The sequence below is a fragment of the Bacteroides cellulosilyticus DSM 14838 genome (genome assembly GCF_000158035.1).
Classification (GTDB): Bacteria; Bacteroidota; Bacteroidia; order Bacteroidales; family Bacteroidaceae; genus Bacteroides; species Bacteroides cellulosilyticus.
This window is the reverse complement of record NZ_EQ973490.1, coordinates 1,715,671-1,742,536: the sequence shown is the minus strand read 5'-3', so window position 1 is coordinate 1,742,536 and position 26,866 is coordinate 1,715,671. Positions and strand designations below refer to the sequence as shown.

General features: G+C 43.4%; 12 protein-coding genes. 2 read left to right on the top strand and 10 right to left on the bottom strand.

The window, feature by feature from the left end:
* Positions 1-735 (bottom strand): histidine kinase dimerization/phospho-acceptor domain-containing protein (locus BACCELL_RS10810; RefSeq protein ID WP_248604789.1); only part of this gene is annotated, 735 nt, incomplete at its 3' end.
* Positions 736-907: 172 nt separating this feature from the next.
* Between BACCELL_RS10810 and ahcY the strand changes: the two genes are divergently transcribed.
* Positions 908-2,326 carry an adenosylhomocysteinase gene (gene ahcY / locus BACCELL_RS10805; protein ID WP_007219288.1) on the top strand — a complete coding sequence of 473 codons (1,419 nt, stop codon included), beginning with the start codon at positions 908-910 and terminating at the stop codon, positions 2,324-2,326.
* 82 nt (positions 2,327-2,408) lie between these two features.
* The gene (locus BACCELL_RS10800) at positions 2,409-4,916 is read left to right on the top strand and encodes a YfhO family protein (RefSeq protein ID WP_007211806.1); all 2,508 of its coding nucleotides are present in this window, start codon (positions 2,409-2,411) and stop codon (positions 4,914-4,916) included.
* A gap of 158 nt (positions 4,917-5,074) precedes the next feature.
* On the opposite strand, the gene BACCELL_RS10795 is transcribed toward BACCELL_RS10800, so the two are convergent.
* The 9 genes from BACCELL_RS10795 to BACCELL_RS10755 form a co-directional block, all read right to left on the bottom strand.
* The gene (locus BACCELL_RS10795) at positions 5,075-7,471 is read right to left on the bottom strand and encodes a glycoside hydrolase family 31 protein (protein WP_007211805.1); all 2,397 of its coding nucleotides are present in this window, start codon (positions 7,469-7,471) and stop codon (positions 5,075-5,077) included.
* A 48-nt stretch (positions 7,472-7,519) separates the two neighbouring features.
* Positions 7,520-8,203: a DUF3823 domain-containing protein gene (locus BACCELL_RS10790; protein WP_007211804.1), complete on the bottom strand. Its 684-nt coding sequence runs from the start codon at positions 8,201-8,203 to the stop codon at positions 7,520-7,522.
* 29 nt (positions 8,204-8,232) lie between these two features.
* Entirely contained in the window at positions 8,233-10,089 is a 1,857-nt protein-coding gene (locus BACCELL_RS10785; RefSeq protein ID WP_007211803.1) for a RagB/SusD family nutrient uptake outer membrane protein, read from the bottom strand.
* A gap of 20 nt (positions 10,090-10,109) precedes the next feature.
* Positions 10,110-13,268 carry a SusC/RagA family TonB-linked outer membrane protein gene (locus tag BACCELL_RS10780; protein WP_007211802.1) on the bottom strand — a complete coding sequence of 1,053 codons (3,159 nt, stop codon included), beginning with the start codon at positions 13,266-13,268 and terminating at the stop codon, positions 10,110-10,112.
* A gap of 332 nt (positions 13,269-13,600) precedes the next feature.
* A complete protein-coding gene (locus BACCELL_RS10775) occupies positions 13,601-17,638 on the bottom strand; it encodes a hybrid sensor histidine kinase/response regulator transcription factor (protein WP_007211801.1) in 4,038 nt (1,345 codons plus the stop codon).
* Positions 17,639-17,800: 162 nt separating this feature from the next.
* Positions 17,801-20,176 carry a glycoside hydrolase family 3 N-terminal domain-containing protein gene (locus BACCELL_RS10770; RefSeq protein WP_007211800.1) on the bottom strand — a complete coding sequence of 792 codons (2,376 nt, stop codon included), beginning with the start codon at positions 20,174-20,176 and terminating at the stop codon, positions 17,801-17,803.
* A 2-nt stretch (positions 20,177-20,178) separates the two neighbouring features.
* Positions 20,179-21,591: a glycosyl hydrolase family 28 protein gene (locus BACCELL_RS10765; RefSeq protein WP_007211799.1), complete on the bottom strand. Its 1,413-nt coding sequence runs from the start codon at positions 21,589-21,591 to the stop codon at positions 20,179-20,181.
* 60 nt (positions 21,592-21,651) lie between these two features.
* Entirely contained in the window at positions 21,652-23,565 is a 1,914-nt protein-coding gene (locus BACCELL_RS10760; protein ID WP_007211798.1) for a RagB/SusD family nutrient uptake outer membrane protein, read from the bottom strand.
* Between the two features lie 48 nt (positions 23,566-23,613).
* Positions 23,614-26,808, bottom strand: a complete 3,195-nt coding sequence (locus BACCELL_RS10755; RefSeq protein WP_007211797.1) for a SusC/RagA family TonB-linked outer membrane protein — start codon at positions 26,806-26,808, stop codon at positions 23,614-23,616.
* Between the last annotated feature and the right edge of the window lie 58 nt (positions 26,809-26,866).

Here is a 26,866-nt window from a genome sequence, read left to right as displayed (position 1 = left end):
CTTAACAAACCCCAAAGAACCCGCCTCCATAGCAGACAAGTCCAGAATATCATTAAACAGACACAACAGCAATTCCGAATTCTGCTCGATAATGTTGCAGTAATCATCCTTGTCTCCATCATGCCCCGGATCAATAACCAATCTTGAAAATCCTACAATCGCATTCAGAGGCGTGCGGATCTCATGACTCATATTTGCAAGGAATGCCGATTTCAAGCGGTCGGATTCTTCAGCTTTTACACGGGCAGCAGCTAACTCACGCTGTGCATTTTCCCGGCTCGTCACGTCCCGGCACATACACAACAAGTATTTATCTCCCAGTGGACATACCAGATTCTCGTAATGATGCGTCTCACCTTCAAACTGTAACGAATGCTCTCCTATACTGGGGAAACCGGTACGCACCACCTTTTCCATATTAGCACGAATCTTACGATATTCTGATTCCGGCACTATATCCTTCAAGTTAGGATGCGACTTATCTTTACCGGACAGACCTTCCACGTGATTCGTATCAGGAGAAGAAAGTAGCTCTATGTAGTCCAGGTTACGATCAAAAACCGTCAACATATCAGGGATAGCCTCCAGTATTTCCTTGCCATATTTCTCACGGAAGCGTTCTGGCTCTTCATCCGGACAAGGATCGGTCGGCAGGGAGCGGCTTGCCAGCTGTTCTTCCAGTTCCCGGATTATCTCCAGCAGTTCTTCTTTCGTTTTATCTTTATAATCCCTCATTTCAAGGCAGATATGTTGTAGAGTGTCATTTTCGGGGAGCAAATATAGCATATCTTTTCAATTATATCAACACATATTGCAGGCTTTTATTTAAAAAAAACCAATAGCTTTTGTCCTACTAATCAGAATGTTCTATCTTTGCATCACTTTTTATTTTAAATCATTGATAGATATGTCTAAAGAATTATTCTCTACTCTGCCCTACAAGGTGGCAGACATTACGCTTGCCGACTTCGGTCGCAAGGAAATCGATCTGGCAGAACAAGAAATGCCCGGCCTTATGGCTCTTCGCGAAAAGTATGGAGAAACAAAACCGTTGAAAGGCGCTCGTATCATGGGTTCTCTGCACATGACCATCCAGACAGCGGTACTGATTGAAACCCTCGTGGCACTGGGTGCCGAAGTACGCTGGTGCTCATGCAACATATATTCGACTCAAGACCATGCCGCAGCTGCTATTGCCGCAAGTGGAGTACCTGTATTTGCCTGGAAAGGCGAAACGTTGGCCGACTACTGGTGGTGTACGCTTCAGGCACTGAACTTCCCCGGCGGTAAAGGTCCTACGGTAATCGTTGACGATGGCGGTGACGCTACCATGATGATACATGTGGGATATGAAGCCGAAAGCAATGCTTCTATCCTGGACAAAGAAGTCCATGCAGAAGATGAAATAGAACTGAATGCAATTCTGAAGTGCGTACTGGCTGCAGATCCTACTCGCTGGCAACGTGTAGCAGCCGAAGTACGTGGTGTTTCTGAAGAAACGACTACAGGCGTACATCGTCTGTATCAGATGCAGGAAGAAGGTAAATTGCTGTTCCCGGCATTCAATGTAAACGACTCTGTAACGAAATCCAAATTCGATAACCTTTACGGCTGCCGCGAATCTTTAGCCGATGGTATCAAGCGTGCTACGGATGTAATGATTGCCGGTAAGGTAGTGGTAGTCTGCGGATATGGTGATGTAGGTAAGGGGTGTTCACATTCCATGCGTTCATACGGTGCCCGAGTACTGGTTACGGAAGTAGACCCGATTTGTGCTCTGCAAGCCGCTATGGAAGGCTTTGAGGTAGTAACCATGGAAGAAGCCTGCACACAAGGCAATATCTTTGTTACCACAACAGGCAACATCGACATTATCCGTATCGACCACATGACGCAGATGAAGGACCAAGCTATTGTCTGCAACATCGGTCACTTCGACAATGAAATCCAGGTGGATGCTCTTAAACATTATCCTGGTATCAAATGCGTTAACATCAAGCCACAAGTAGACCGCTATTATTTCCCTGACGGACACAGCATTATTCTGTTAGCTGATGGTCGTCTGGTAAACTTGGGTTGTGCCACCGGACATCCGTCATTCGTTATGAGTAACTCATTCACTAACCAGACATTGGCTCAGATTGAGTTGTTCAACAAGAAATACGAAACCGGTGTTTACCGCCTGCCTAAGCACCTCGATGAAGAAGTAGCACGCCTGCACCTTGAGAAAATCGGTGTAAAACTAACAAAGCTTACTCCCGAACAAGCTGCCTATATAGGCGTGAATGTAGACGGACCGTATAAGGCCGAACACTATCGTTATTAACGAAGTTGAGAGTTGAGAGTTACTATGCAGCATTATAGTGCAGTAAACTCTCAACTCTCAACTTCATAAAAACTCCGTTTTTATGAAAAAGCTCCTCCCTGACCTCCTGGTCATCTTTATGTTTGCAGTACTTTCATTCGCCTATTTCTTCCCGGCGGATATAGAAAACCGCATTCTTTTTCAACATGACACGGCTGCCGGTGCAGGTGCCGGACAAGAAGCGACTCAATATCGCGAAGAAACTGGTGAGTATACACGCTGGACTAACTCTCTGTTCGGTGGTATGCCGACTTATCAGATAGCCCCCAGCTACGAGTCAACCCAACCGTTGACCTGGGTACAGAAGGTCTACCAACTATTTTTGCCTACGTATGTCAACCTGACATTTATCCTGATGCTGGGCTTTTTCATCTTGTTGCGTGCATTCGGTATACCTACATGGTTGGCAGGATTAGGTGGATTAATGTGGGCATTCTCATCCTACTTCTTCATTCTGATATCTGCCGGACACATCTGGAAGTTTATCACGCTGGCTTATATACCACCTACAATAGCAGGTATCGTACTGGCTTACCGGGGTAAATATCTGGCAGGAGGCATTATTACAGCACTGTTCATTGCCCTGCAAATTCTGTCGAACCATGTACAGATGAGTTATTACTTCCTATTTGTCATCCTCTTCATTGTAGGAGCCTACTTTGAAGATGCATGGCGCAACAAGACCTTACCGCAATTCTTCAAGGCAAGCGGTGTGCTTGTTGTAGCTGCGCTGATTGGTATATCCGTCAATCTGTCGAACCTGTATCACACTTATGAATACAGCAAAGAAACCATGCGCGGCAAAAGCGAGCTCGTCGAAACCGGTGACGCCGCCAAACAGACCAGTAGCGGACTGGACCGTGACTATATCACCCAATGGAGTTATGGTATCGGCGAAACCTGGACCTTATTAGTACCCAACTTTAAAGGTGGTGCTTCCGTTCCCCTCGCCCTGAATGAAACAGCCATGGAAAAAGCCAATCCGACCTATGCCGGACTCTACCAGCAACTGTCCCAATACTTTGGTAACCAGCCTATGACGTCAGGTCCTGTATATGTAGGTGCTTTTGTACTATTCCTTTTCATTCTAGGCTGCTTCATCGTCAAAGGTCCATTGAAATGGGCATTAATCGGAGCCACATTCTTCTCCATTGTTCTTTCATGGGGTAAGAACTTCATGCCACTGACAGATTTCTTCATTGATTATATACCCATGTATAGTAAATTCCGTGCAGTATCATCTATCCTCGTTATTGCTGAATTTACAATTCCACTACTGGCTATCTTTGCTCTGAAAAAGATTCTGGACGAACCGGAGGTATTGAAAAAGAAGATAAAGTTTGTTGGTATCAGTCTGGCACTGACTGCCGGTGTAGCTTTGATATTAGCCGTGATTCCAGGAGCTTTCAGTTCAACTTTCGTCCCCGCACAGGAAGCGCAGATGTTGCAGAATGCAGTCAATCAGCAAATGATTCCTGCAAACGAGCTATCCGGTATCCTTTCCAATCTGGCAGAAATGCGTGCTGCAATGGTAAGCGCCGACGCACTGCGTAGCTTCATTATCATTGTAATTGGCTGCATGTTGCTGTGGCTTTACTATAGCGGAAAACTAAGAAAGTCATTCGTAATTGCCGGCATCGCTATTCTCTGTGTAGTAGATATGTGGAGTGTCAACAAGCGTTATCTGCACGATGACCAATTCGTCCCCCGTTCTGCCCAGGTTGACACCTTTAAGAAAACGCAAGCTGATGAAATCATCCTCCAAGACACTGACCCGAATTACCGCGTATTAAGCTTTTCCGGAGATGCATTCAGCGAGAATAAAACTTCTTACTGGCACAAGAGCGTAGGTGGATATCATGCAGCCAAACTGAGACGTTATCAGGAAATGATAGATCGTCATATTTCCCCCGAAATGCAGGCCGCCTATCGGGCTATCGCTACCGCAGGTGGTGAGATGGACAGTGTGGATGCTTCCAAGTTCCGCGTTCTGAATATGCTGAACACGAAGTATTTCATCCTCCCTGCCGGACAAGGACAGACAGTTCCTATCGAGAATCCATACGCTTACGGCAATGCATGGTTCGTCAACAATGTGAAGTACGTGGACAATGCCAACCAGGAAATCGATGCCCTGAACACCATATTGCCAATAGAGACAGCCGTAGTAGATGCTCGTTTCAAAGATATTCTGAAAGGCATTACCACTGCCCATAAAGACAGTCTTTCCAGCGTGCGTCTGACAAGCTACGAACCGAACCGTCTGGTTTATGAAACGAATAACTCTAAAGACGGCGTCATCGTATTCTCCGAAATCTATTACCCGGACGGCTGGATAGCCACCATTGACGGAGAGCCTGCCGACATTGCCCGTGCAGACTATATCTTACGTTCTATGTACGTCCCTGCCGGAAAGCATACCATCGAAATGCGCTTTGATCCGAAGAGCTTGCATGTAACGGAAGGCATCGCTTATGCAGCACTGGCTCTGATGGTGATAGGTATTATGATAATGGTGATTGTATATAGAAAGAAGCTGAGTTCACGCTAACTGTCCATAAAAAGGGCACAAGGTTATATCAGAAATCACCACAGATTACACAGATTCACACAGATTAAGGGAAAATGTTTTTCATATAGATAATCTATGCGAATCCGTGTAATCCGTAGTGAAAAATCAGTATTGAGAACTCAATAAATCAAATCCAATCATAGCTTAACCGATTTCTTCTTCCCACCATATGAAACCGATTTCGTAAATTTCGTCGACTGAACACTCCCTGTTCCATTCTCCTTATCCACTACAACTATATTGAACTTACGTGATTTCAACATACCGGGAAAAGTACCTTCCCGATCTGCGATATTCAACGTCCGGTTTGCATCATCCCAAGTAAACTTAATGGTTGAATAAGCACCTTTTTCATAGTTATAATTATCGTTTTCATCTTCATACAGCACAAATTCGCCATCAGCTCCGGGATAAATGCGTATCTCCAGATTATTCCATTTCTTCTCCGTAGAATACTGTACTTTCGGCCCAAAAGGAACAATGGAACCCGCACGTACATACAATGGAATAATATCGATAGGAACCTCTTTGGTAACCACCTGTCCACCATTCAATGCTTCTCCCGTCCAGAAGTCAAACCATTTGGTTCCCTTCGGAAGATAAACATCCTGTGTTCCTATCTTGCTAAAATCTTCATACGGATCTTTCCACTGTTCCTTATCAGAGAATACATACATATTCCTAGTTACAGGAGTCACAAGAAATGCCTTTCCGAACATATACTGATTACTGATAGTGTGTACTTTCTGATCTTCGTTGAAGTCCATGAACAAGGCGCGAAGGAAAGAACCTGCATTATCAGTCACCTGCCATCCTGTTGAATACAGATACGGCAGCAATGCATAGCGCAGATTTATGTATTTCTCTTCCGAATCATACACCCAGTCCCCCTTTTTGCCCAGATTGTAGATTTCCTTTTTCACACCACTTCCATGCGAACGCTGCATGGGCAGGAATGTACCATACTGAAACCAACGGGTATACAGTTCATGATAGGCTTTATTTTCAGCTCCACCATGATAAGGCCAGGCAAAGAATCCACCTATATCCGTATTCCAGTAAGGTATTCCCGATAGAGAGAAGTTCAAACCTGTAGGAATCTGCTTACGGAATGTTTCCCAATTACACATTACATCACCCGACCAGGTATTCGCCGCATAACGCTGTTGTCCGGCAAATGCACAACGAGTCAGCAGATACACGCGTTTATTAGAGGTTACGGCACGCTGATGCTCATAAACTCCCTTATTACTCATCAACGGGAAAGCATTTACTACGCTACGATAAGTTCCCATCGCTGTCGGAATATCGAAATCTCTCTCCTGAACATCCAGATGGTCAGGTTCCGTTGAATCTGTCCACCAGGCATCAATTCCTTTACTGAACAGTCCTTTATTCAAGTGCTCCCAATAAATATCACGTGCTTTTTCATTATAAGCATCATAAGCTTTCACTCCCCCGTCCGCAGGCCATGTCTTGAAATTGAATAGAGCATTGATTTTCTCCAAGTCCTTGTACGGATTCGTATCCGGCCCGAATGAAGCCCATATGGAGATCATAATCTTCGCATTTTTCTTCTTCACATGATCAATCATCTTCTGAGGATCAGGGAACTCCGGATTATCGAAATTCATAGAGTTCCAGTTAGAGTTCGGTCCCCAATATTGCCAGTCCTGAACAATTCCATCCAAAGGAATTCCCAGTTCACGGTATTTATCTACAACTTCCATTGTTTCCTGTTGTGATTTGTAACGCTCACGCGATTGCCAGAAACCGAATGTCCACAACGGATACATAGGCGCTTGTCCTGTTAAGTCACGTATCTGCGCTATCACACCATCGGCGTTACCGCCATACATGAAGTAATAGTCCATACATTCTCCCACTTCCGAATCAAAGGACATCTCCTGCGGATTATCTGTATAAGTGGTCGGAGAATAATTATCCCAGAACATTCCATACCCCTTCGTCGACTGAATGATTGGAACACTGGCATGCAATGCACGCTGACGCATGAAATGTTTATGATTGCGCTGATTCAGATCATCAACCTGTTGCTGTCCCAGACCATAGATAGCCTCATCCTTATCCAGCAAAAAGGCCTGACGCACACTAAAAGTCTGATTCCCCGCATCATTGAACGGAGTAAACTGAGCACCATAATCTTTCTCGGTAAACAATGCCTTTCCTTGCTTGTCAAAAAAAGAAATCCGTCCGGTCTCCACATTGAAATCAACGCGTACAGCATTGCTTTTCAGGGAAACGGTTTCTCCTTTCTTCTCGGTCGTTACAGACATGCTTTCAGGACTCTTAACCACAGAAAGGCTTTTCTTTGTAAAGCTACGTCCTTCGGGTGCCTTCACCACACGTACAATTTCAGGGCTGATGAATTGGATCTCAATATCCATTCCCTGCGTAGTACCCGTTATTCCCTGCTTGGTTTGCCGGAAAATCTGTGCCTCGACAGGTAAGGTCGACAAAAAAGCCGCAGCCACCAGCATACTACTGATTTTTGAATAAAACTTCATGTTCATGGTTTCTTTTTTACTTGTTTATATTATGAATTACCTAATGAAAATAATCTATCTCAGTTGAGTGACCTCGGAAAATATATAATCATTTCCTTGCCGTGCCTTAACCCCGACTCTTGCATATAAAAACTTAGCAGCATCAGTCACTCCATTATCACTCAGGTCGAAAGTGAATTCATGCTCACCCGGAGTCAGATTGGTGAATGACTTCTCCGCTATCTTCGCGACATTATCCACCAGCTTCGTTTTGGATATATAGATCACCGCCCTGTCAATGGAAGCTGTCTCAACCACCTGGTTTATCTTGCATTTCACTTTTACCACCTTATTCTGAAAATCAATCTCAGTATCCTTGATAAGGAAATAAGGAGTAACCTCAACATCCAATATCTGATTACCTTTGATGTTTACTTCAATCGTATCCTTCCGGGGAATCCAAGGGCCTCTATCCTGCCTCAACACAATCTTATAGAAGCCATTATACATCAAAGAATTAAATTCTCCATCAGAGTTAACAAACAAATTGATGGCTCCCCGATCTTCATACTCAGGTCCTTCCTGATAGGCATACATCATGCAATCATTGTCATAGGCAGTCCCTCTTAATTGTAGTGCTTCACCTTCATAGACAAACCTACCCTTAAACTCACTTTTAGGCTCATCGAAGTTATCCAGCTCGCAACCGGTTACCAGAAACAAGCCAAGGATTAATATAAGGCTATTGATATTCTTCATTTTATTTAATCTAATCGTTAGTTACTATATTACTGTAATGGGTTCTTAACCAGCTTCGGATTCTTGTTAATCCAGCCATCATCAATCGAACCGTAATAACACCGCATGGTGAAGTTCCTTGCATTCGGCGCCATATAAGATCTGCTTTTCTCGAAAGCCCACTTACCATCATATGGTGAACCGGGTGCATACACCTTATAGGGGAAAAGGGAATACATCTGCGCAGTCGGACTGTCAATGACTCCATTCCATACAGTATGGGCAAGCCTCCAACGTCTCAAGTCCCACCAACGATGATCTTCAAAAGCAAACTCAACCCTATACTCATTCACTATGTGCTCAAAAGTGATCGTGGATTCCGTTAATTCTTTAATTCCACCACGGGCACGAACTCTGTTTATATATTCGACGGCCTTCACCTTGTTTGTTCCCCCTAATTCATAAGCTGCTTCCGCTGCAATCAGTAAAGCCTCTGCGAAGCGGAAACGGGGATACCACATCTCACTATTCTGCGTATCCGATCCTGCATTGGCAGCTTCATCCAGGAATTTACGTACCAAGAAACCGGTCTTATTAAACCTGTCGCCTGCCGTTGCCAATGGTCCGTCCAGTGCAGTGATTAGCTGCCCGTCTTCAGTGGTTGCACCTAAAGAGCTGATCTTTGTTTTCCATTGGCTCGGATTCTCTGTATCTTTAATCAACAAACCAGCTTGTAGAGCCACCGGCTCACTTCTATAAAGTGCATTAGGCCATATCACAGTTCCCCACAATCGGGCATCTTTCATTTCGAAAGGCTCTTCCGGATTATCATAGAACACAAAGTTACCATTAGCATCATGCGTCTTTATCTCGGCGTTGCTTCCATCCCTGTTTTCAAAAGATTCCACTAAATTGAGAAGTGCTCCCAGGGCATTTCCCTGTATTCCATCTTTCAAAGAGAAAGGCATACACCAGGCTGTGAAGTTAGTCGTCACCTTATCCGCCACAGATCTGTCCAAAGCCCAAATAACTTCTTTATTATTCGATTTCTGGCATACAGCCTTATAAAAGCTCAATCCTAAATCCTGAGGATCGGAAATCTGCAATTCATAAGGACTGTTTTCTATAACTTCCTCAGCAGCAGCCAATGCAGTCTCATAGTATTTAGTAGCCAAATCAGCCGGAATACCGACTTCTCCATTGTCTGTCTTCAGAGTCGGAGTAATCTTATTACCATAATTTGCAATGGATCCTGCATACACGGCAGCACGTGCCTTCAACATTAAAGCCGCCCATTTATTGGCCCGGGCAGAATTTATAGTCGTTTGTTCGGTCAGCTGGCGGGCAATTTCATCACATTCGCTGATTACATAATCATAGATTCCCGCCTCTGTGGAACGTGGCACCTGATAGGTTTCCACATCTATTCCCGATTCATAATTAAACACCTGGTCTCCAACAAGCGGCATACCGCCCAAAGTACGGGCCATATGGAAATAATGCCAGGCACGCAGGAAACGAGCCTCTCCTTCAAAAGCCTTTTTTTCACTTTCCTGAAGTGCACTACTGCCCCTGACACCCTGTAAAAACAAGTTTACTCGGCGGACAAAGTCATAATCACGGACTCTCCATGAGTTCCGGTCATACTCCGTAAATATCACCCACGGACTTCCATAGCATTTATTAGCTTCGTCCAACTGGTCGTAACTCCCAAAATCCCCATTATTCTGTCCCCAGTTTACTTTGCCATACAAATTTGAAAGTACAGATAATACAAGCTCCTTATCTTCATAAATCATACTCTCAGGTATCACATTTTCAGGTTCCTGATCCAAAAAGGATTCCGAACAACCGGCAGCCCCCATTAAGAAAAGGGCGGATATGATTATCAATTTTATTTTTGTCATCTTGATGCGTATAAAGGTTATTAAAAATCAACGGAAAAACCAAAGTTCACTACTTTCATATTCGGATAGGCCATACCGTTCTCCGCCGTAATTTCAGGATCGATATCAATATCAATATTCTTCAGAGCGAACAGGTTTTGCCCTGAAACATAGAAACGGCAACGGGAAATCCCGATTTTTGAAGTCCACTTTTGAGGTAGAGTATAACCTATCTCCACATTTCTCATCTTCAGATAAGTCATATTGGTATACCAGAAATCACTGGGCCAATGTGTGCAGTCACTATTATTCCGGGTACGTAGAGCCAACGGGTATTTGCCGATATTAAAACCACTGTCAGCATCCCAGATATCCACAAGTCTGGTTGAGTTATCCCAAAGGTATTGAGAGAGATTCTTATTAGGATCGAAATATCTCAGGAATCCCTGTTGAACATATGTATAGGCTGTTGCTCCTACAAAATCTGCACGGAAATCAATTCCCTTCCAATCCAGAGCCAGATTAAATGCAAAGTTCACCCACGGTGTTCCTCCTTTACGATAGCCTATCGGACGCCAGTCGGCATCATTAATCAAACCGTCACCATTCATATCCTTATATTTGGCATCACCCGGTTTCAACGTAATATTTCCCTGATGGTCCTGGTCAACAGGATGGTTTGCAATCTCCTCCCAACTCTGGAATTGTCCATCCGAAACGAGTGAGAACTCCACATCCGTATAACGTCCCTTTATATTTCCTGCCTGATAACGGAACTTTTGCCATTCACTGGAGAATCTAGGCTTGTATCGGTCTCCCACATACCAGCGTGAATAAGTAACGTTACCTCCTACCGTATAATTCACATCTCCGATTCGGTCCCTCCAATTCACAGAGGCGTCGAATCCCCTGGCATAATTAGAGTTCAGGTTTTCCTGAGGCAGTGAGAATCCCACTTCTTCCGGAATCTGCACATCATAACGGCTTGCCAGCAATCCGGTCTGATCTCTGTTGAAATAGTCAAAAGAAGCATTCAGGCGATTATCCAGGAACCCCAGGTCAATACCGATATTCAGTATCTTAGATTTACCCCATGTAATATTATCAGTAGCCAATCCTGTAACAGTACTGCCTGTAACCAGTCCTCCATCGATCACAGCACCACCGCTATTATAATTATAGCCTACAATATGACTTAAGGCCGTACCCAATTCTTCACCTAACACACCATACGAAGCACGGATTTTCAGATTGGTGATATTGTCTTTCAGGAAATCGACATCCTGCCAGAACTTCTCTTCCGTAACCCGGTAACCGATAGAAGCCGACGGGAAGAATCCCCAACGTTTACCCCGTTTATAACGATAAGAGCCATCATATCTGCCGGATAATTCTATGATGTACTTATTTGCGTAGTCGTAGTTCAGGCGACCTATATATCCCATACGTGTCTGCGGGTTACCAATGCCATCGGTAAAATTAGACAGACTAGTTTTATCGATATAAGGGATTCCATTTGCCGGAGGATTTCCCAATGCATACATTCTTGGATAAGTGCCTTTCTTTGCCTCAAAGCCCACAACGGCATTTACATGATGGAGTGCAAACGTATTTTCATACGACAGCTGAATATTGGAAGTCAGTTCTTCTTTCATCTCCATACTTCTTTCTGTATAACGTGCCGTACCTGTTTCCACTACATTGTAGACATCACTCTCTTTGTCATACTCATAGAATTTATAGGAGTATTCCCGGTTCGACTGTCTTCTGTTTGCCAGCCAATAGCTGAACAGTCCTCTTGCCTTCAGGCCTTTCAGTATTTCATATTCGGCAGTACCGTTAATCTGAATAACCTTCCACTGATCCTTATAACTTCCTGCATGTTCGTAATTCATCCATCCGAAACTGTCTTGTGCCCAAGGTGCCGATATAGCCGGATACTTAGGATTATTATTGGCATAAGGCTTTTTAGTCGGCAAGTTATTATAAGCTCCATAAATAGGCAGATTGTAGTCGTCACCCGGCAACCCCGGATTATCGGTAGTCTCTATGCGTCCGTTGATTGCTACACCGACTTTGAACCTGTTCGTAATATCAATGTCGATATTAGACTGCATATTGGTTCTGTTGAAGCCTTTAAAACCTCTGATATTCCCTTCCTGATCGATATGTCCCAAGCTCAGGTAATATCTGACTTTCTCCGTGCCACCAGATACATTTGCATTTACATAAGACTGCGGCGCACTCACCCAAATGTACTTATACCAGTCGAAAGAAGTATGGTCTTCGTCAACCTTATCCACCCATTTCTGGTACTCTTCTTTCGTAACGGTTCTCGGAGTTCCATTTATTGTTTCAGTCTGTATGATAGCCGCCAGATAATCTTCTGCCGAAGCGGGTTTTGGATAGTTGGAAGGTAACTGCCATCCATAATACCCATTCACATTGACCTTCAACTTTTGATTCTTCTGTCCTCTTTTGGTAGTAATTACCACTACACCATTAGCGGCCTGCATACCATAAATAGCCGCCGAAGCATCTTTCAGTACGGAAACAGATTCGATATCATTGAAATCCAGGTTATTCAGGTTACCGGAATCTTTCTGCACACCGTCAATAATGATTAAGGGTGTTCCCATGTTTCTGATCTGGATATTGGGAGCGGCACCCGGACGTCCGTTATCCTGACGGAAGTTTACACCGGGGAGCTTACCTACCAGTGCACCTGTAGCCGTTACCGACTTTGCATGTGCCAATTCCTGTGCACCCACAGAAGAAATTGCACCCGTAACGGAAGCCCTCTTCTGGGCAAGTCCAAAACCGGTGACTACCACTTCATCCAGCAACATACTATTTTCTTTCAGCGTCACAACAATATTGTTTTTACCGGACACCGGAACTGTTTGGGTGATATATCCTATAAAAGAGATAGTCAGGACATCATTAGAACGAACCGACAGTTTAAAATTACCTTCCACATCGGTTATTGTACCATTCTTACTTTTCTGAGCAACTACACTGGCTCCTATCACAGCTTCCCCCTGATCATCCACAACAGTTCCGCTGATATTTATATTATTCTGTGCAGCCACATGAACAAAACTCAGAAGGACAATCAGTGAAAGTATCAGCTTCTTAAGATTCGATTCCGGTAAACGATACCGGTAGTTTGGTGTTAAAAACAGATTATGATTTTTCATGCATTAAATGATTCATAAAACGGTTAATTAATTGAAGTTAGAAATAAAGGTAAAAAACATGATACGACTTTTAAGGTGCATTTTCCATGGCAATTGATTTATGGGTTAATACTCGGTTATTTCAATTGCAAAAGTACCGGGAAGACGACTCTGAGTAGGGGTCAGCTCGTTGCTTTTTAAGGTACATTTCGTTGTTTTCAAAGGAAAAATGCACAGTAGGCAAGGTTTTTACCTGAATCTTGCCACCATGATGGCAAGGGTTTGCCAACTAACTGGCAAAAACCGGCATGCAATAAGATACAACTAATTACACTAATTGGGATGGAAATGAATCAACTCTCCCCAGTCATATTAGTCTTATATTGGGAAGGCGTTACACCAAACGCCTGTTTGAAGTACTTTGTGAAATATTTAGGAGTATTGAAACCAACCATATCAGCCACTTCACCTACCTGATATCCTTTATTCAGTAATTGAGCAGCATGCTTCAAACGAATGGAACGGATAAAATCAGAAGGAGTCTGGCCGGCAATTGCATTCAATTTACGATATAGTACCGTACGCTCCATCCCAACATCAGCACTCAGCTTCTCTACCGAATATTCGGGATTATCTATATTCTTTTGAATCAATGCGCAGACCTTCTCTATAAACTGCTCATCAATAGAAGTGATGGTAACCTCTCCCGGATTAATATTTATTCCCTGTGAAAAAGATTTCTGACGGGCTTTCTCTTCGTTTATCAGTTTCTGTATTCTCAATAGCAGAATATCCAGATTAAACGGTTTGGATATATACTCATCCGCACCTGATTCGTACCCGAACAATTTACTTTCGTCCGTAGAACGGGCAGTCAGTAATATGACAGGGATATGCGACACCTGTATATTGGACTTGATGCGTTTACATAACTCAAGTCCATCCACTTTCGGCATCATAATATCACTGATTATCAAATCGGGAAACTTTGTTGTGGCAATCCGTTCTCCTTCTTCCCCATCACCTGCTTCCAATACATTGTATTTCTTGGAAAGCAGTTCAAACATGTAATGCCGGAATTCTTTGTCATCTTCCACCAGAAGTATAGTGTACTCTTTATCTGTTTGCAAGTCCTGATCACTTTCCGCATCAGGGTTCAATTCATCCCCGATGAAAGTATCTTCCACTTCCGGTAACTCCGTATCCACTTCTACATCAGTACGCACAGGTAGATATACAGTGAACAAACTGCCCTTATTTACTTCACTCTCCACTTCTATCTTTCCGGAATGCAACTCTACATACTCTTTCACCAGATGAAGACCAATTCCACTGCCTATTTTATCTTCTTCCTCTTTCACCTGATAGAAACGCTCAAAAATATGGGAAAGATTCTTTCGTGGAATCCCTGTTCCGGTATCTTTCACGCAAAGACGGAAATACTGTACCCCGTCCGATTCCTTACAAGTATCGAAAGTTATCGTCACCCTGCCTCCTGCAGGTGTGAACTTGAATGCATTAGACAATAGATTATTCAGTACCTTTTGTATCTTCTCACGGTCGAAACTTATATATAAATCTTCTGTAATCTTATCATCTATCTCAAAAGAAATCTCCTTTTCCTGAGCCAGATAATCAAAAGAGGACTTTATCGAAGACACAAACTCCGCTATATTCCCCTTAACAAGAAACAGCTTCTCGCCATGAACTTCCAAACGTCTGAAGTCCAGCAATTGATTGACGAGGTTCAGCAGTTCTTTGGAATTACGGTAAATGGATTGTAATCTCTTCTTCAAGGCCATGTCGCCGACTTCCTTAATAAGAGATTCCAATGGGGTTATGATCAGAGTCAGCGGTGTGCGGAATTCATGGCTTATATTGGTAAAGAAGCGGAATTTCATTTGATTCAGTTCTTCTTCCTGAGCTTTTTGCAACTTCCTCTTATTCATTCGCAAATAACTGGAAAGGGCCCAATATATGGAAAGGGCAATCAACAGGCAATAAATGAAATAAGCCAAAGGAGTTTTCCAATACGGGTCCTTTACAATGATTTGTATAGTTGCACAACTGCTTCCCCACTGCTTACTGTTGTTTGCCGCATATACTTCCAGATCATACGTACCCGGAGGAAGATTGGCATAAGAGGCAGTTCCTGTCCCTGTGGGAGAAACTATTTCATGCCACTCCTTATCCAACCCCTTCAGCCGGTAACGATAGTGAGTCTGTGATCTATTGATATAATTCAGTGCAGAGAAATCAAACGATACAAAGTTCTGGTCATAATTCAAGATAATCTTTTGAGTTGCGCTTACAGGCTCTCTCAATAGTATATTGCCATCATACGCCTTATCCATCTCCACCTTTTTCCCAAAAAGATGAAAGCTCACGAAGAGAGGCTTCATATCCTGTTTTACCGGAGGCAGTTTATTAATTCGGAATTCGTTGAAACCATCAATTCCTCCCATCAGAATCACATCATCCTTCGTTACATATACGGATCTTTCCAGGAATTCCCGTTCTATCACTCCATCACTATGGTTAAAGTTGGAAAAAGAGTATTCTGTTCTTCCTCCTTCCTGAACTACATTCACACAAGATATTCCATAAGAAGTGGTAATCCACATCACGTGGTGACGATCTTCGGATATTGCCTGTATACTATTGTTTACCAGACCATTCTCCATATAAAACATCCTGATCTCTTCATTCTTTGGATTCCAGACTATCAGGCCATCCTGTGTGGCAAGCCAAATCAGGTTACGGCTATCTACGTACAAATCAGAATAACGATGGATATCATAGAAATCTTGCCAAGCCTTTTTATCTTTAAACACCGGTGCAGTCAGAACCTGATTTTTATAATCATAGGTAAACAGTCCTAAATTGCAGATTCCTATCAGCATACCCTCTTTATAATTCCTGATCTGCGAAACAGAGTTGATTTGTCGTCCTTCACTTTCTGCTATCTTCTTAAGTTCTCCGGTATCAGGATTCAAAAGACACAGGCCATCTATATATGAACAGATATACAGGTTCTTATCCGGTGCTTCAAATACCTTCGCCACATCACGTACAGGATAACTTCTGCTCTTTCCATTCTGAATACAGAATAATGCCTCAACCGATGAAAGCCATATCCGCTGCCGGCTATCTTTAGTTAACCCATTGCATCGTAAATTGCGGGGTAATCCTGCCTCAACAGACAATTTGCTCTCAGATAAAGAGTACCGTAAAAGTCCCTGGCGGGTACCTACCAAGATTTCGCCATGAGTATCTTCTACAAAACACGACACACTAACTTCCCCATTCTGATCAATATTAGGGAAGAACACTTTACCTATATTTTTGAATTTAAAGCGGTTAGGATGGTAATAACATATTCCCCTGTCCAAAGTCCCGATCCAAGTTCCTCCCTGATTATCATTAAAGACTGTGCTGACTTCCGTTTTTATCTCTTTACCATCTACAAATTCCAGCGTAGGGATAAATTGTTTGTTTTGCAGTTTTTCATCACATACCCACAGGCCGGCCTGACTGGTGATCCATATATCGTGTTCTTTACCTACAGAAAGCACATTCAGCCTATATTCAGTCTCTAATATCACTTCCCACTTACGCAGTTCAATATCAAACCGTAAAGCTTCAGTCTTTCGCCCATTCATCAAATAGTACAAGTACTTTCCCCGAGGGACAACCAACAGGGTAGCAGACCTATCCTGCTTTTCAACCAGTGCATATTCCCGGTATAATTCTCTGGATGTTTCCAGATCATAACAGACCATGAGGCTTGAATTGTAGAACAAGAAAACTTGCCGGTTTACTACCGCAATATCCAGAAGCCTGTCACGTACATCTCCGTTCGTTGAAACATCCTTCAGAAACTCAACTGTCTTTCCCCCGGCATAATCCCTGTACAAGAGTACATCATCATCCGTCAGCATCCAATAATTACCTGACTCATCTACAAAGAAGTTCACTAGCGTCCCCTTTACACCATAAGACTTAAACAGATCGTCCAAATGCTGTTCAAAGCATTCTTCATTGATGTTGATGGCCATTAGTTTATACCAGTCTTTGATATAAATATAGTCCTCATTCACATAAATGCGATGATGCCCAACATAGTCATTAAGAGGAATTATGTTACTTTTATTATAATGAAAATATTGAAAAGAAGTTCCATCGTAGATGCTAACAATCTCATTGGCATTGATTGCAATGCGCCCATCCCGCAATTGAATGATATTGCGGACTCTGTTACCCGAAAGTCCGTCACTGCAATCAATGGGAGTAAACGCATAGTGATCTTGTGCATGAAGCGAGGAGCTGAGCAGTAATATGATAAACAGCACATACCTCCCTATTCTTATTTCACAGTTTTTGTTTTTCATATTATTAATGTCGGTAGATTCAATACAAAAGTAGAGAAAAATCTTATAGCACTACTAAAATGATGCAAAAGAAAACCGCCTTATCCCTCAGTGGAATAAAACGGTTTCCTCTACCAACAGCTACATGAAAGTAGCTTTAAACAAACTAATACCTAAATCTATTTACCGATTAGGAGTATTCCAAGCCTTTGTTTCATCACAATACACCGTCAAAACCTGATCACCGACCTGTACTTTAAAACTTCCCTCTTCCAGTCTCCATTTCCCATCCAGATCTACAAATGCCAGATCTTCTGCTTTTACTTCCATTGTCACGGTTTTCTTTTCTCCCGGAGCCAGTTCCACTTTATGGAATGCCCGCAAACGACGTACATCGGGAGTCAGGGAAGCTATTTCGTCACTGGTAAAAAGCAATATGGACTCTTTACCCCTACGCTCTCCATCATTAGTTATATCAACAGAGAAAGACAATACATCAGCAGGTTTAAAATGACTCTTGTCTACTTTCAGATTGGAGTAAGTAAAAGTTGTGTAGCTCAGCCCGTAACCAAATGCCCATTGCACAGACATTACTGCATTATAATTATAAGCTCCTTCCATAGTATCCATACTTTCACAAGGTTTGTGGTCATAATTAGCCAGTGAGTGTACATAACGAGGATATGTATAAGGCAGCTTACCACTCGGATTTACATCTCCATACAGCACCTTGGCTAAAGCATCCCCTCCATAGTTGCCCGGCAGATAAAGATGTACAACTGCTTTCGCCAAAGGTTCTATCTCTGAAATGATACGGGGACGGCCTTCATTCAAAACCAGTATAACAGGTTTTCCGGTAGCAGTCAAAGCCTTTGCCAACTGCAACTGATTGCGGGAAAGAGTCAGATCCGAAAGATTTCCGGGAGTTTCAGCATACGAGTTTTCACCAATACACAGCAAGATATAATCAACTTTCCGGGCAGCTGCGACCGCCTTCTCTATTTCCGGCTTATTCTCTTCCCAATAAAGGATATCAATAGTGGGCGGATCAGCAGTCTTATAAGTTACTCCCGGTTCATAAGATATCCGGGCATGACCAGCTCGTTGAATCACCGCTTCCAAGATCGTATTGTATTCTCCGGCATATACGTCAGCCTTCTCCCCTTGCCAGGAGAGGGTCCACCCTCCATTAAGTGTACGCATCGAATTAGCATTAGGACCGACTACCAGTACCTTAGCTCCCGTTTGGAGAGGCAAGATACCACCTTCGTTCTTCAGCAAAGTAATGGACTCTTCCGCAGCCTTTCTGGCAACAAGAGCATGTTTGTCACTTCCGAAATCAGGATATTCCGAAGGACTCCAATAAGGACGCTCAAACAAATTCAGCCGAAACTTCATCCGCAGGATACGGCGAACTGCATCGTCAATACGTTCCATAGATACTTCTCCTTCCTCTACCAAATTTTTCAGATCAATGCAAAAGCTCCATTCGTAAGGAGTCATTGCCATATCGATTCCTGCATTGATTGCCAACTTAATAGCCTCTTTAGCCGAACCACAGATTTTATCGCGCTGATAAAGATTATTAATATCCGCCCAGTCAGTAACAATTACTCCGTCCCAATTTAAGTCTTCTTTGAGCCATTCGGTCAGTAAAGTGTAGTTAGCATGAAAAGGAAGCCCGTTGTTTAAAGCCGAGTTCACCATAACAGATAACGCACCCGATTGAATCGCATTCAGGAATGGTTGGAAATGCCGTTCGCGTAAATCCTGTTCGGATATACTGGAAGGAGTCCGGTCTTTACCGGAAACCGGAACCCCATATCCCATAAAATGTTTAAGGCACGAGGCTACCTGACTATCCCCTATCTGATTCGGATTATCTCCCTGATATCCCTTTATACATGCCATTCCCATCTGAGATGCCAGATACACATCTTCTCCATACGTCTCATAGATTCTCGACCAGCGGGCATCACGTCCCAAGTCCAATACCGGAGAGAAATTCCAGGGGGCATTCCCCGCCTTGGTTTCGTAGGCTGCTATCTGAGCCCCTTCATACACTAGTTGGGGATTAAAAGTTGCCGCCATACCAATCTCATGCGGAAACATTGTGCCGCCTATTGTGAAAGTGGTACCATGCATCTGATCGATACCGTAAACCAAAGGGATACCGGTTTCCTCAATGGCAACTTTCTGTAACCCCGAGATAATAGACGCCCACTTGTCTACAGTTTGAGGAACGTTGGAAGCAGTATTCAGGATGGAACCCACTTTATATTTCCTCAACACCGTATCTACTACAACCGGATCCAGTTCCAACGGGAAAGTAGTATGATAGACATTATCCCCTTTGGTCACCACGTCAAGTGTCAACTGTGTCATCTGGCCGATTTTCTCTTCCAGCGACAAACTCTTCAGAAGACTGTCCACCTTAGCCTCCAGCTGCTTATCTACCGGAATAACCGGAGTTGCGTTGTTTTCCGGATGCTTGCAGGAAGTAAATAATAAAGTGGTCAGGGTACAGACTATCAAAGTTGGTCTCAGATATCCTCTCATAACTATTTCACAGTTAAGTTTTCAACAAATTCATTGATTTCCAAATCTTCCCTAACCATCTTCTCACCATTGATTATAACATTTTCAATAGTAACATCCCTGGTCAAACGCTCGCTGTCAAACCCTTTTACAAGCGATTTTCCCACTTTATTGCGCCCGGGATATTCGGGGTTATAGAATATATTACGGATAGTCACATCTTCAATGGTCCTTCCCGGTACCAGATTGTCTTCACCCGTATTCTGCTGTACGGCGAAGTAGAAGAGCTTGCCTTCCTCTATATTTTCCACTCGGAAGTCTTCAAACAACAATTTCCTGACAGTATTATTGTCGCCACACGTCACAGCAAAGCATCCCTGATAAATAGGAGATAATTCATGATGATCCAGGACATCAATATTTGTAAAAGTCAGATTCTCTATTGTATCACCACCGGGGCGTGTAGCATCTCCATGAGTACCGATATTAATAGGATGCGCATTATCGGCCCAAAGAACAGAATTCCGCACACTGATATTACGGCTGTCTCCCAAAGAGCCCTGACGACTGGCATAAATGGCAATGCAATCATCACTATTCCGCATATAGAGATTATCAATAGTGATATCACTGCTGCTGCGCATATTGATACCGTCCCCCCAGATGATACTTGAAAAGCTTTTCAGATTCCTGATAGTAACATCGGTAGTCTGCCCAACCAGAATACTGGCACCATTAGGGTCTACGATGGTGATTCCGTCAATCTCAACATGTTTTGAGTTCTCAACGATGATGGCATGATTCTTCGGCTGCCTGATTTGCCCACGGCCTATGACACGTACATTTTCCACATTGGCAATTTTAAGACTATAAGTCAGGATAGCATCCTTGTCTAAATAGACAGTAGTGTTACCGGGTATCCAGACAATATCATCGTTGGAATTACCATATTCACCGGGACCCAAATACATGACTCCTTCAGTATCCGGAAAGACTTGTTCCTCCGCTGCCTTGTCCGCAAAAAGTTGCAGGTTACCAAATCGGTCGTCATTGAATTCAATGCTCAGGTAAGCAGGATTATCCAGATTGAAATAAATACTGTTTCCTTCCTGAGTATATGCTATATTCTTATCGGTCGGCCGGATGTTTACTTTCCGTATAGACTTTTCTCCATAAGTCACCATCACTTCCATTGCGGAGGTCATATCGAACTGTACAAAGTAACTGGTACGTACATTATGCTTATCCACGGTGGCGGTTTTGACTTGGAGCGCCTGCCATTCCTGACTGTTCCCTACTTTTCTGACTTTCACTGTATACTTCTCCTGAGAGGGCTGTGGGGGCAGCGTCCCAGGGATATCCGGATCGGTGCAAGCGGCACAAGCGGTCAGGATAAATACAAAGGAAAGTACTATAATGGTACTGAATAATTTCATTGGATTATTTAAGTTATAAATTAAAAACTACATGATGTATAAGGATTCATCACAGATTTATTATTTCCAGAACGGATTCTGCACCAAATTAGGATTGATATCCATTTCCGACTGCGGCACCGGGAACCAATAGTTCTTTTTCTGGAACGAACGGGTCTGGTATCTGGTACGCACAAAATAAGCATCCGGATCATTCTTGTCATCGCTCAACTTGGAACCGAAATAATTCATTCCGTAGAAGTCTCTGTTAAGTATTTCTTCACCTATTTTCAAGCGACGGATATCCATATAACGGATACTGGATTCACAACACAATTCCACACGACGTTCCTTATAAATGGACTGACGCACTTCTTCCTGTCCCTGGGGTTCGGTTATCATACCGGCTCCAGTACCATATTCCGGAATACCGGCACGCACACGGATAAGATTGACGTATTTCATTATATCCGGATTGCCGGGATCACATTCGTTCAAAGCCTCAGCATAATTCAGATAGGCTTCCGCCAAACGATAATTTACAGCTGGACGATAAGGAAACGTGACGTTCACATTATCCCTGTCCGGATGCGCCAATTTATTCTGCAAATAGCCATTTCTTGGTGCATCCATAGAGATACCTCCATCCTGTTCTCCCTTCAGGAACATGGTCTGACGACCTCCTTCGGCCGTCTTACTGAACCAGGCACGATTATAAAGTACGGCAATATAGAAACGTGCTTCCCTGTGACAATACATATTGTAAGCACCCGCCATGGTGACCTGCCCTGGATTTACATTTCCCTGACACTCCTGCCACCCGGTATTCCTTACTTCAGGCTCTGTTGAGAATCCGGTTTCAGTATAGCCGGATGCCGGGTTAATGATCGGTTTTGAATAGTCATTATTTTCATAACCCAGGATAGGCGACAATCCGTTTTCCATGAAAAAGGCATCCACCAAGGATTGTGTTACTCCGTAAGAACCTGCACCGGGTACACTGCGAGGAATACTCCAACGGTCGATGGCTCCGTAATCGCCCGGATTGGGGTTTGCAAAAAGTATTTCCGTATTTCCTGCCGATTCCTTTGTCATCAGAATACCCCGGCATGAGAGGAAAGGATCTACCGTTCCGTCCGGATTGTAGACCGTATACAACTTCTTACCGGCGGCATGGGCAGCATCAATCAATTCCTTAGCCGCATTGGCTGCACGTTGCCAACGATTGACATCATATTCAGAATAAAAGAGTTCTTCACCATTGGGATTTTTATGATTCATGTAGTCCTTGTTTCCATTCAGTAAGGGAGACGCAGACAACAAGAGAAGGCGTGAACGCACTGCCAGACACATCAGTGAGGTAGCTCTGCCATACAAAGTAGGATTTGTATAACTTGCCGGCAAACCTTTCGACACTTCCAGTAACTCGTTATCTATCCAGTCTATAACCTGGTGTACAGGTACCTGCTGCATCATAAGTACATCATACGGAGCATCCAGATCAATCGGTTCAGCTGTAAACGGTACGGCTCCATAGAACTCTACCAACAATGCATAATAATAGGCAATCAGGAATCTTGCTTCCAATTTCATACGCTCCGCTTCCTCGACTGTCAGATTCTGGTTCTCAATAGGTTTCACGTTCTGTATAAAGATCTGTGCCTGACGTATTTTCTTAGGTAGTACTCTCCAATAATCATTATTATCTTCCGAACTTGGATTCCAGTTACCCATTTGCTTACCCACGATGTCATAAGCGAACCAGCCTGTCCACTCGGCATGCGGTGCCATATCATCGCTCAGAGGTCCTTCCTGATGGTAATTGATAAACGTATTCGGGACACTTGAATAGATTGCAGAAAGCCATTCCAACGTATTCTGTCTATTATTGAACACCTTTTCCAACGTCAGCATATCATCCGGTTCCTTATCAAGGAAATCCGTACAGGAACTGAACGTCAACATAGCGATAAATAAAAATGTGATGTATTTCATATTCTTTTTCTGTTTTAATTGTTTTATAATCCAAACTCCAGGTCTTCTTTAGAAAGACAGATTAAATCCGAAAGATACGACTCTCGGGATTGGATATTTAGCTCCCGTACTGGTATCAAGCTCTGGGTCCCACATTTTGAACTTAGAGAATTCAAACGGATTGGAACAGGCTACAAAAAGACGGGCATTACTGATGAAGTGTGGCAAAAGGGACTTCTTGGAAAAACTATAGCCTAATTCAATGCTCTTCACCCTCAGCATACTCATGTTGCGTACCCACCAGGTTGACGGTTGGGTATTATTTTCATTGATAGTACTGGACAAACGTGGCCAAAATACATTTTGACTCGGGTTTTCAGGTGTCCAACGGTCTTGATAGTTGCTATAGATATTTCCCTCCTTAGTATTGGCACCCGTACCGGGGATAAAGGTTTTCACACCCGAACCGATGATGCGGTAAGTCTTGCCATTACCTTGCAGGAAGAAACCAAAATCAATATTCTTATATCTCATATTCAATCCGAAACCGTAAACCAGCATTGGATCCCAGGTACCACCGATGGGCGACTGATCCAGAGCATTGATGATACCATCATTGTTGACATCCTTATATTTAATATCACCCGGACGGATATTATTTGAGAACTGCGGAACCGGAATACCTTCTTTCAGGATGCCATTTGCCACATCTGCAAAATCATCCTCCGTGAACAGACCTTCGTCTATGTAACCGTATATCTGTCCGATGGGGCGTCCCGTTCTTGCACGATTTGTACCAATGACGGTAACAGGTTCGTCTATCTCATCAATCCGGCTTTTAGCATAAGTCATAGTAGCCTGCGCCATTACTTCAAAATCCTTGCTAAAACGCTTGTTCATTTCAAGAGACAGCTCCACACCCTTATTCGTAGTCTTACCATAATTGGCATACGGATTATTGGTGAAACCGGTTGATGAAGGCACATTGACGCGTTGCATAAAGATGTCATAACGTTTATCCTGGAAGAAATCCACCGTCAAATTTATCGTATTCAAAATGCCTACCTCGACTCCGATATTCAGTTTCTTCACCTTTTCCCAAGTCAGATCAGGAGAACCGGCCAAGCCTTCCTGCATACCGCCAATGTATACATTGCCATCCATACCAAAAGTATATCCCGACACTTCATCGATAGTAGTGATATAAGGAAAACGGACAGCTCCACGGGTTGCACCGATACAATCGTTACCAACCAGACCATAAGACCCACGCAATTTTAATTTACTCAATACATTACGTACCGGTTCCATGAATTTTTCTTCGGATACAATCCATCCCAGAGCCACCGACGGAAAGAAACCGTAGCGCTTGCCCTTAGCGAAATTCTCCGAGCCATTGTAACCGAAATTAAATTCAGTCACATAACGGTTATCAAATGTATACGAGAAACGTCCTGCAATACCCATGAAGCGGAAAGGTTGCTTGTCACCAGTGTCGAGGTTACGCATATCGTACATAAACATACCCTGCACACCATGCTTGCCAAACGTATTGGCATAGTTTGCCGAAAACTCTGTATAGGTGCTGTTTGTACCGTATTCTCCATACGAAGAATAATCCAGGTACTCATCTCCATTACCCAGCATATGCAAGTTCAATGTTCCATCCGGGTTCCTGCCGTTGGCTGGCTGGTAATATGTCGGATTTTTCGATCTGCGCACACCACTTGCCGAATAACGGTCGAAAGAGAAGAGTCCTTTTATTTTCAGTCCTTTAACCAGCATACTCAGATCTTGCTCTATGGAGAACAGCGTCTCAAGGCTACTCTCCTTTCTTGTCTGATATCCGGTCTGTGTCAGCCATGCCCAAGGATTAGCCCGGTTGGCAACCACAGGAATTTCGCCAGTGGAATAGCGTGTAGGGTGAGCAATAGGCGATGTGGTAAAAGCTGTCTGGAAGATTTCATCGAGCGAAGCATAATTACCATCCGTTGACTTCTTACCTGCGGACAAGGTATGATCCTGCAAGAATCCACCGATATTGACGCGCAGTAAAGTAGTAGGCGTAATATTGACATCCACGTTGGAACGCAGGCTGAAGCGGTTCAACCGATCCGAGTTGTCCCATTCATAACTCTTGTCACGATCCATAATACCTCTTGTGTTGTAGTATGATCCAACAAGACTATATCTCAGAATATCACTACCTCCCGTTACATCCAGATTCACTCTTGAATTTGTTCCGAATTTCTTTGTAATAGCGTCAATCCAGTTCACATCCGGATACAGGTCAGGATCTGAACCCGTACGATATTTTTCCAGATCCTCCTGCGAGTAAGGAATCTGGTTTCCCTCTTCCTTCGCAATGGCGTTCACAAGACTTGCATAATCATAAGCACCGATATAGTCGGGTGTCTTACCAAGAAATGTGATACCCTGTTCAAAACGGATATCGACAGATGGTTTTCCAATCTTTCCTCTTTTGGTATTGATAAGAATCACACCGTTAGCCCCCCTCACACCATATACCGCACTCGCCGCAGCATCTTTCAGGATAGAGAATGATTCTATTTCTGCCGGATCGATATTATCCAGACTTCTTTCCACACCATCTACCAATATCAGAGGATTGTTGTTGCCATTGAATGTAGAGATACCTCGAATAAAAAATGAAGCTCCATCATATCCCGGCTCACCTGAACGTTGGCTTCCGATAACACCCGAGAGTTGCCCTATCAGATTGTTACTGAGCGAACGCGAAGTACCTTTCTGCAAACTCGCCGGTCTGATGGTCGAGATAGATCCCACTACCGACTCTTTCTTCTGTGTACCGAATCCTACCACTACCACTTCTTCCAACAGGTTTTCATCTTCCTGCATGATAACATTGATAATCTGGCGCGAGCCTACCCTTTGTTCCTGAGTAGCCATTCCCATGTATATAAATTCCAGTGACACATTCTTCGACGGTACCTGTATGGTATAGTCTCCATTGAGATCTGATACGGTAGCCACACTGTTGTCTCCTTTCAGTATAACATGTACACCCGCCAGCGGTTCCGACTTAGTATCCATGATATTTCCACGGATAGTGATCCTTTGTTGCTGTTGTTGCAGATTTACTCCCATCGTTCCGGTGGTTCCGCCACTTGTCATAGCATGTTCCGGATCAGATGCATAGCCTGCATTCGTGCTTCCTAAGAGGCAAACCAGCAAAACGGAAAAAACTCCTTTTCTTTTCCAGAAATTGTGATCTTTCATCATAAGTGCATTAATTAAAAGGTTATTATTAAATTATTTATTTTAAAAGGGTTGTTCATTA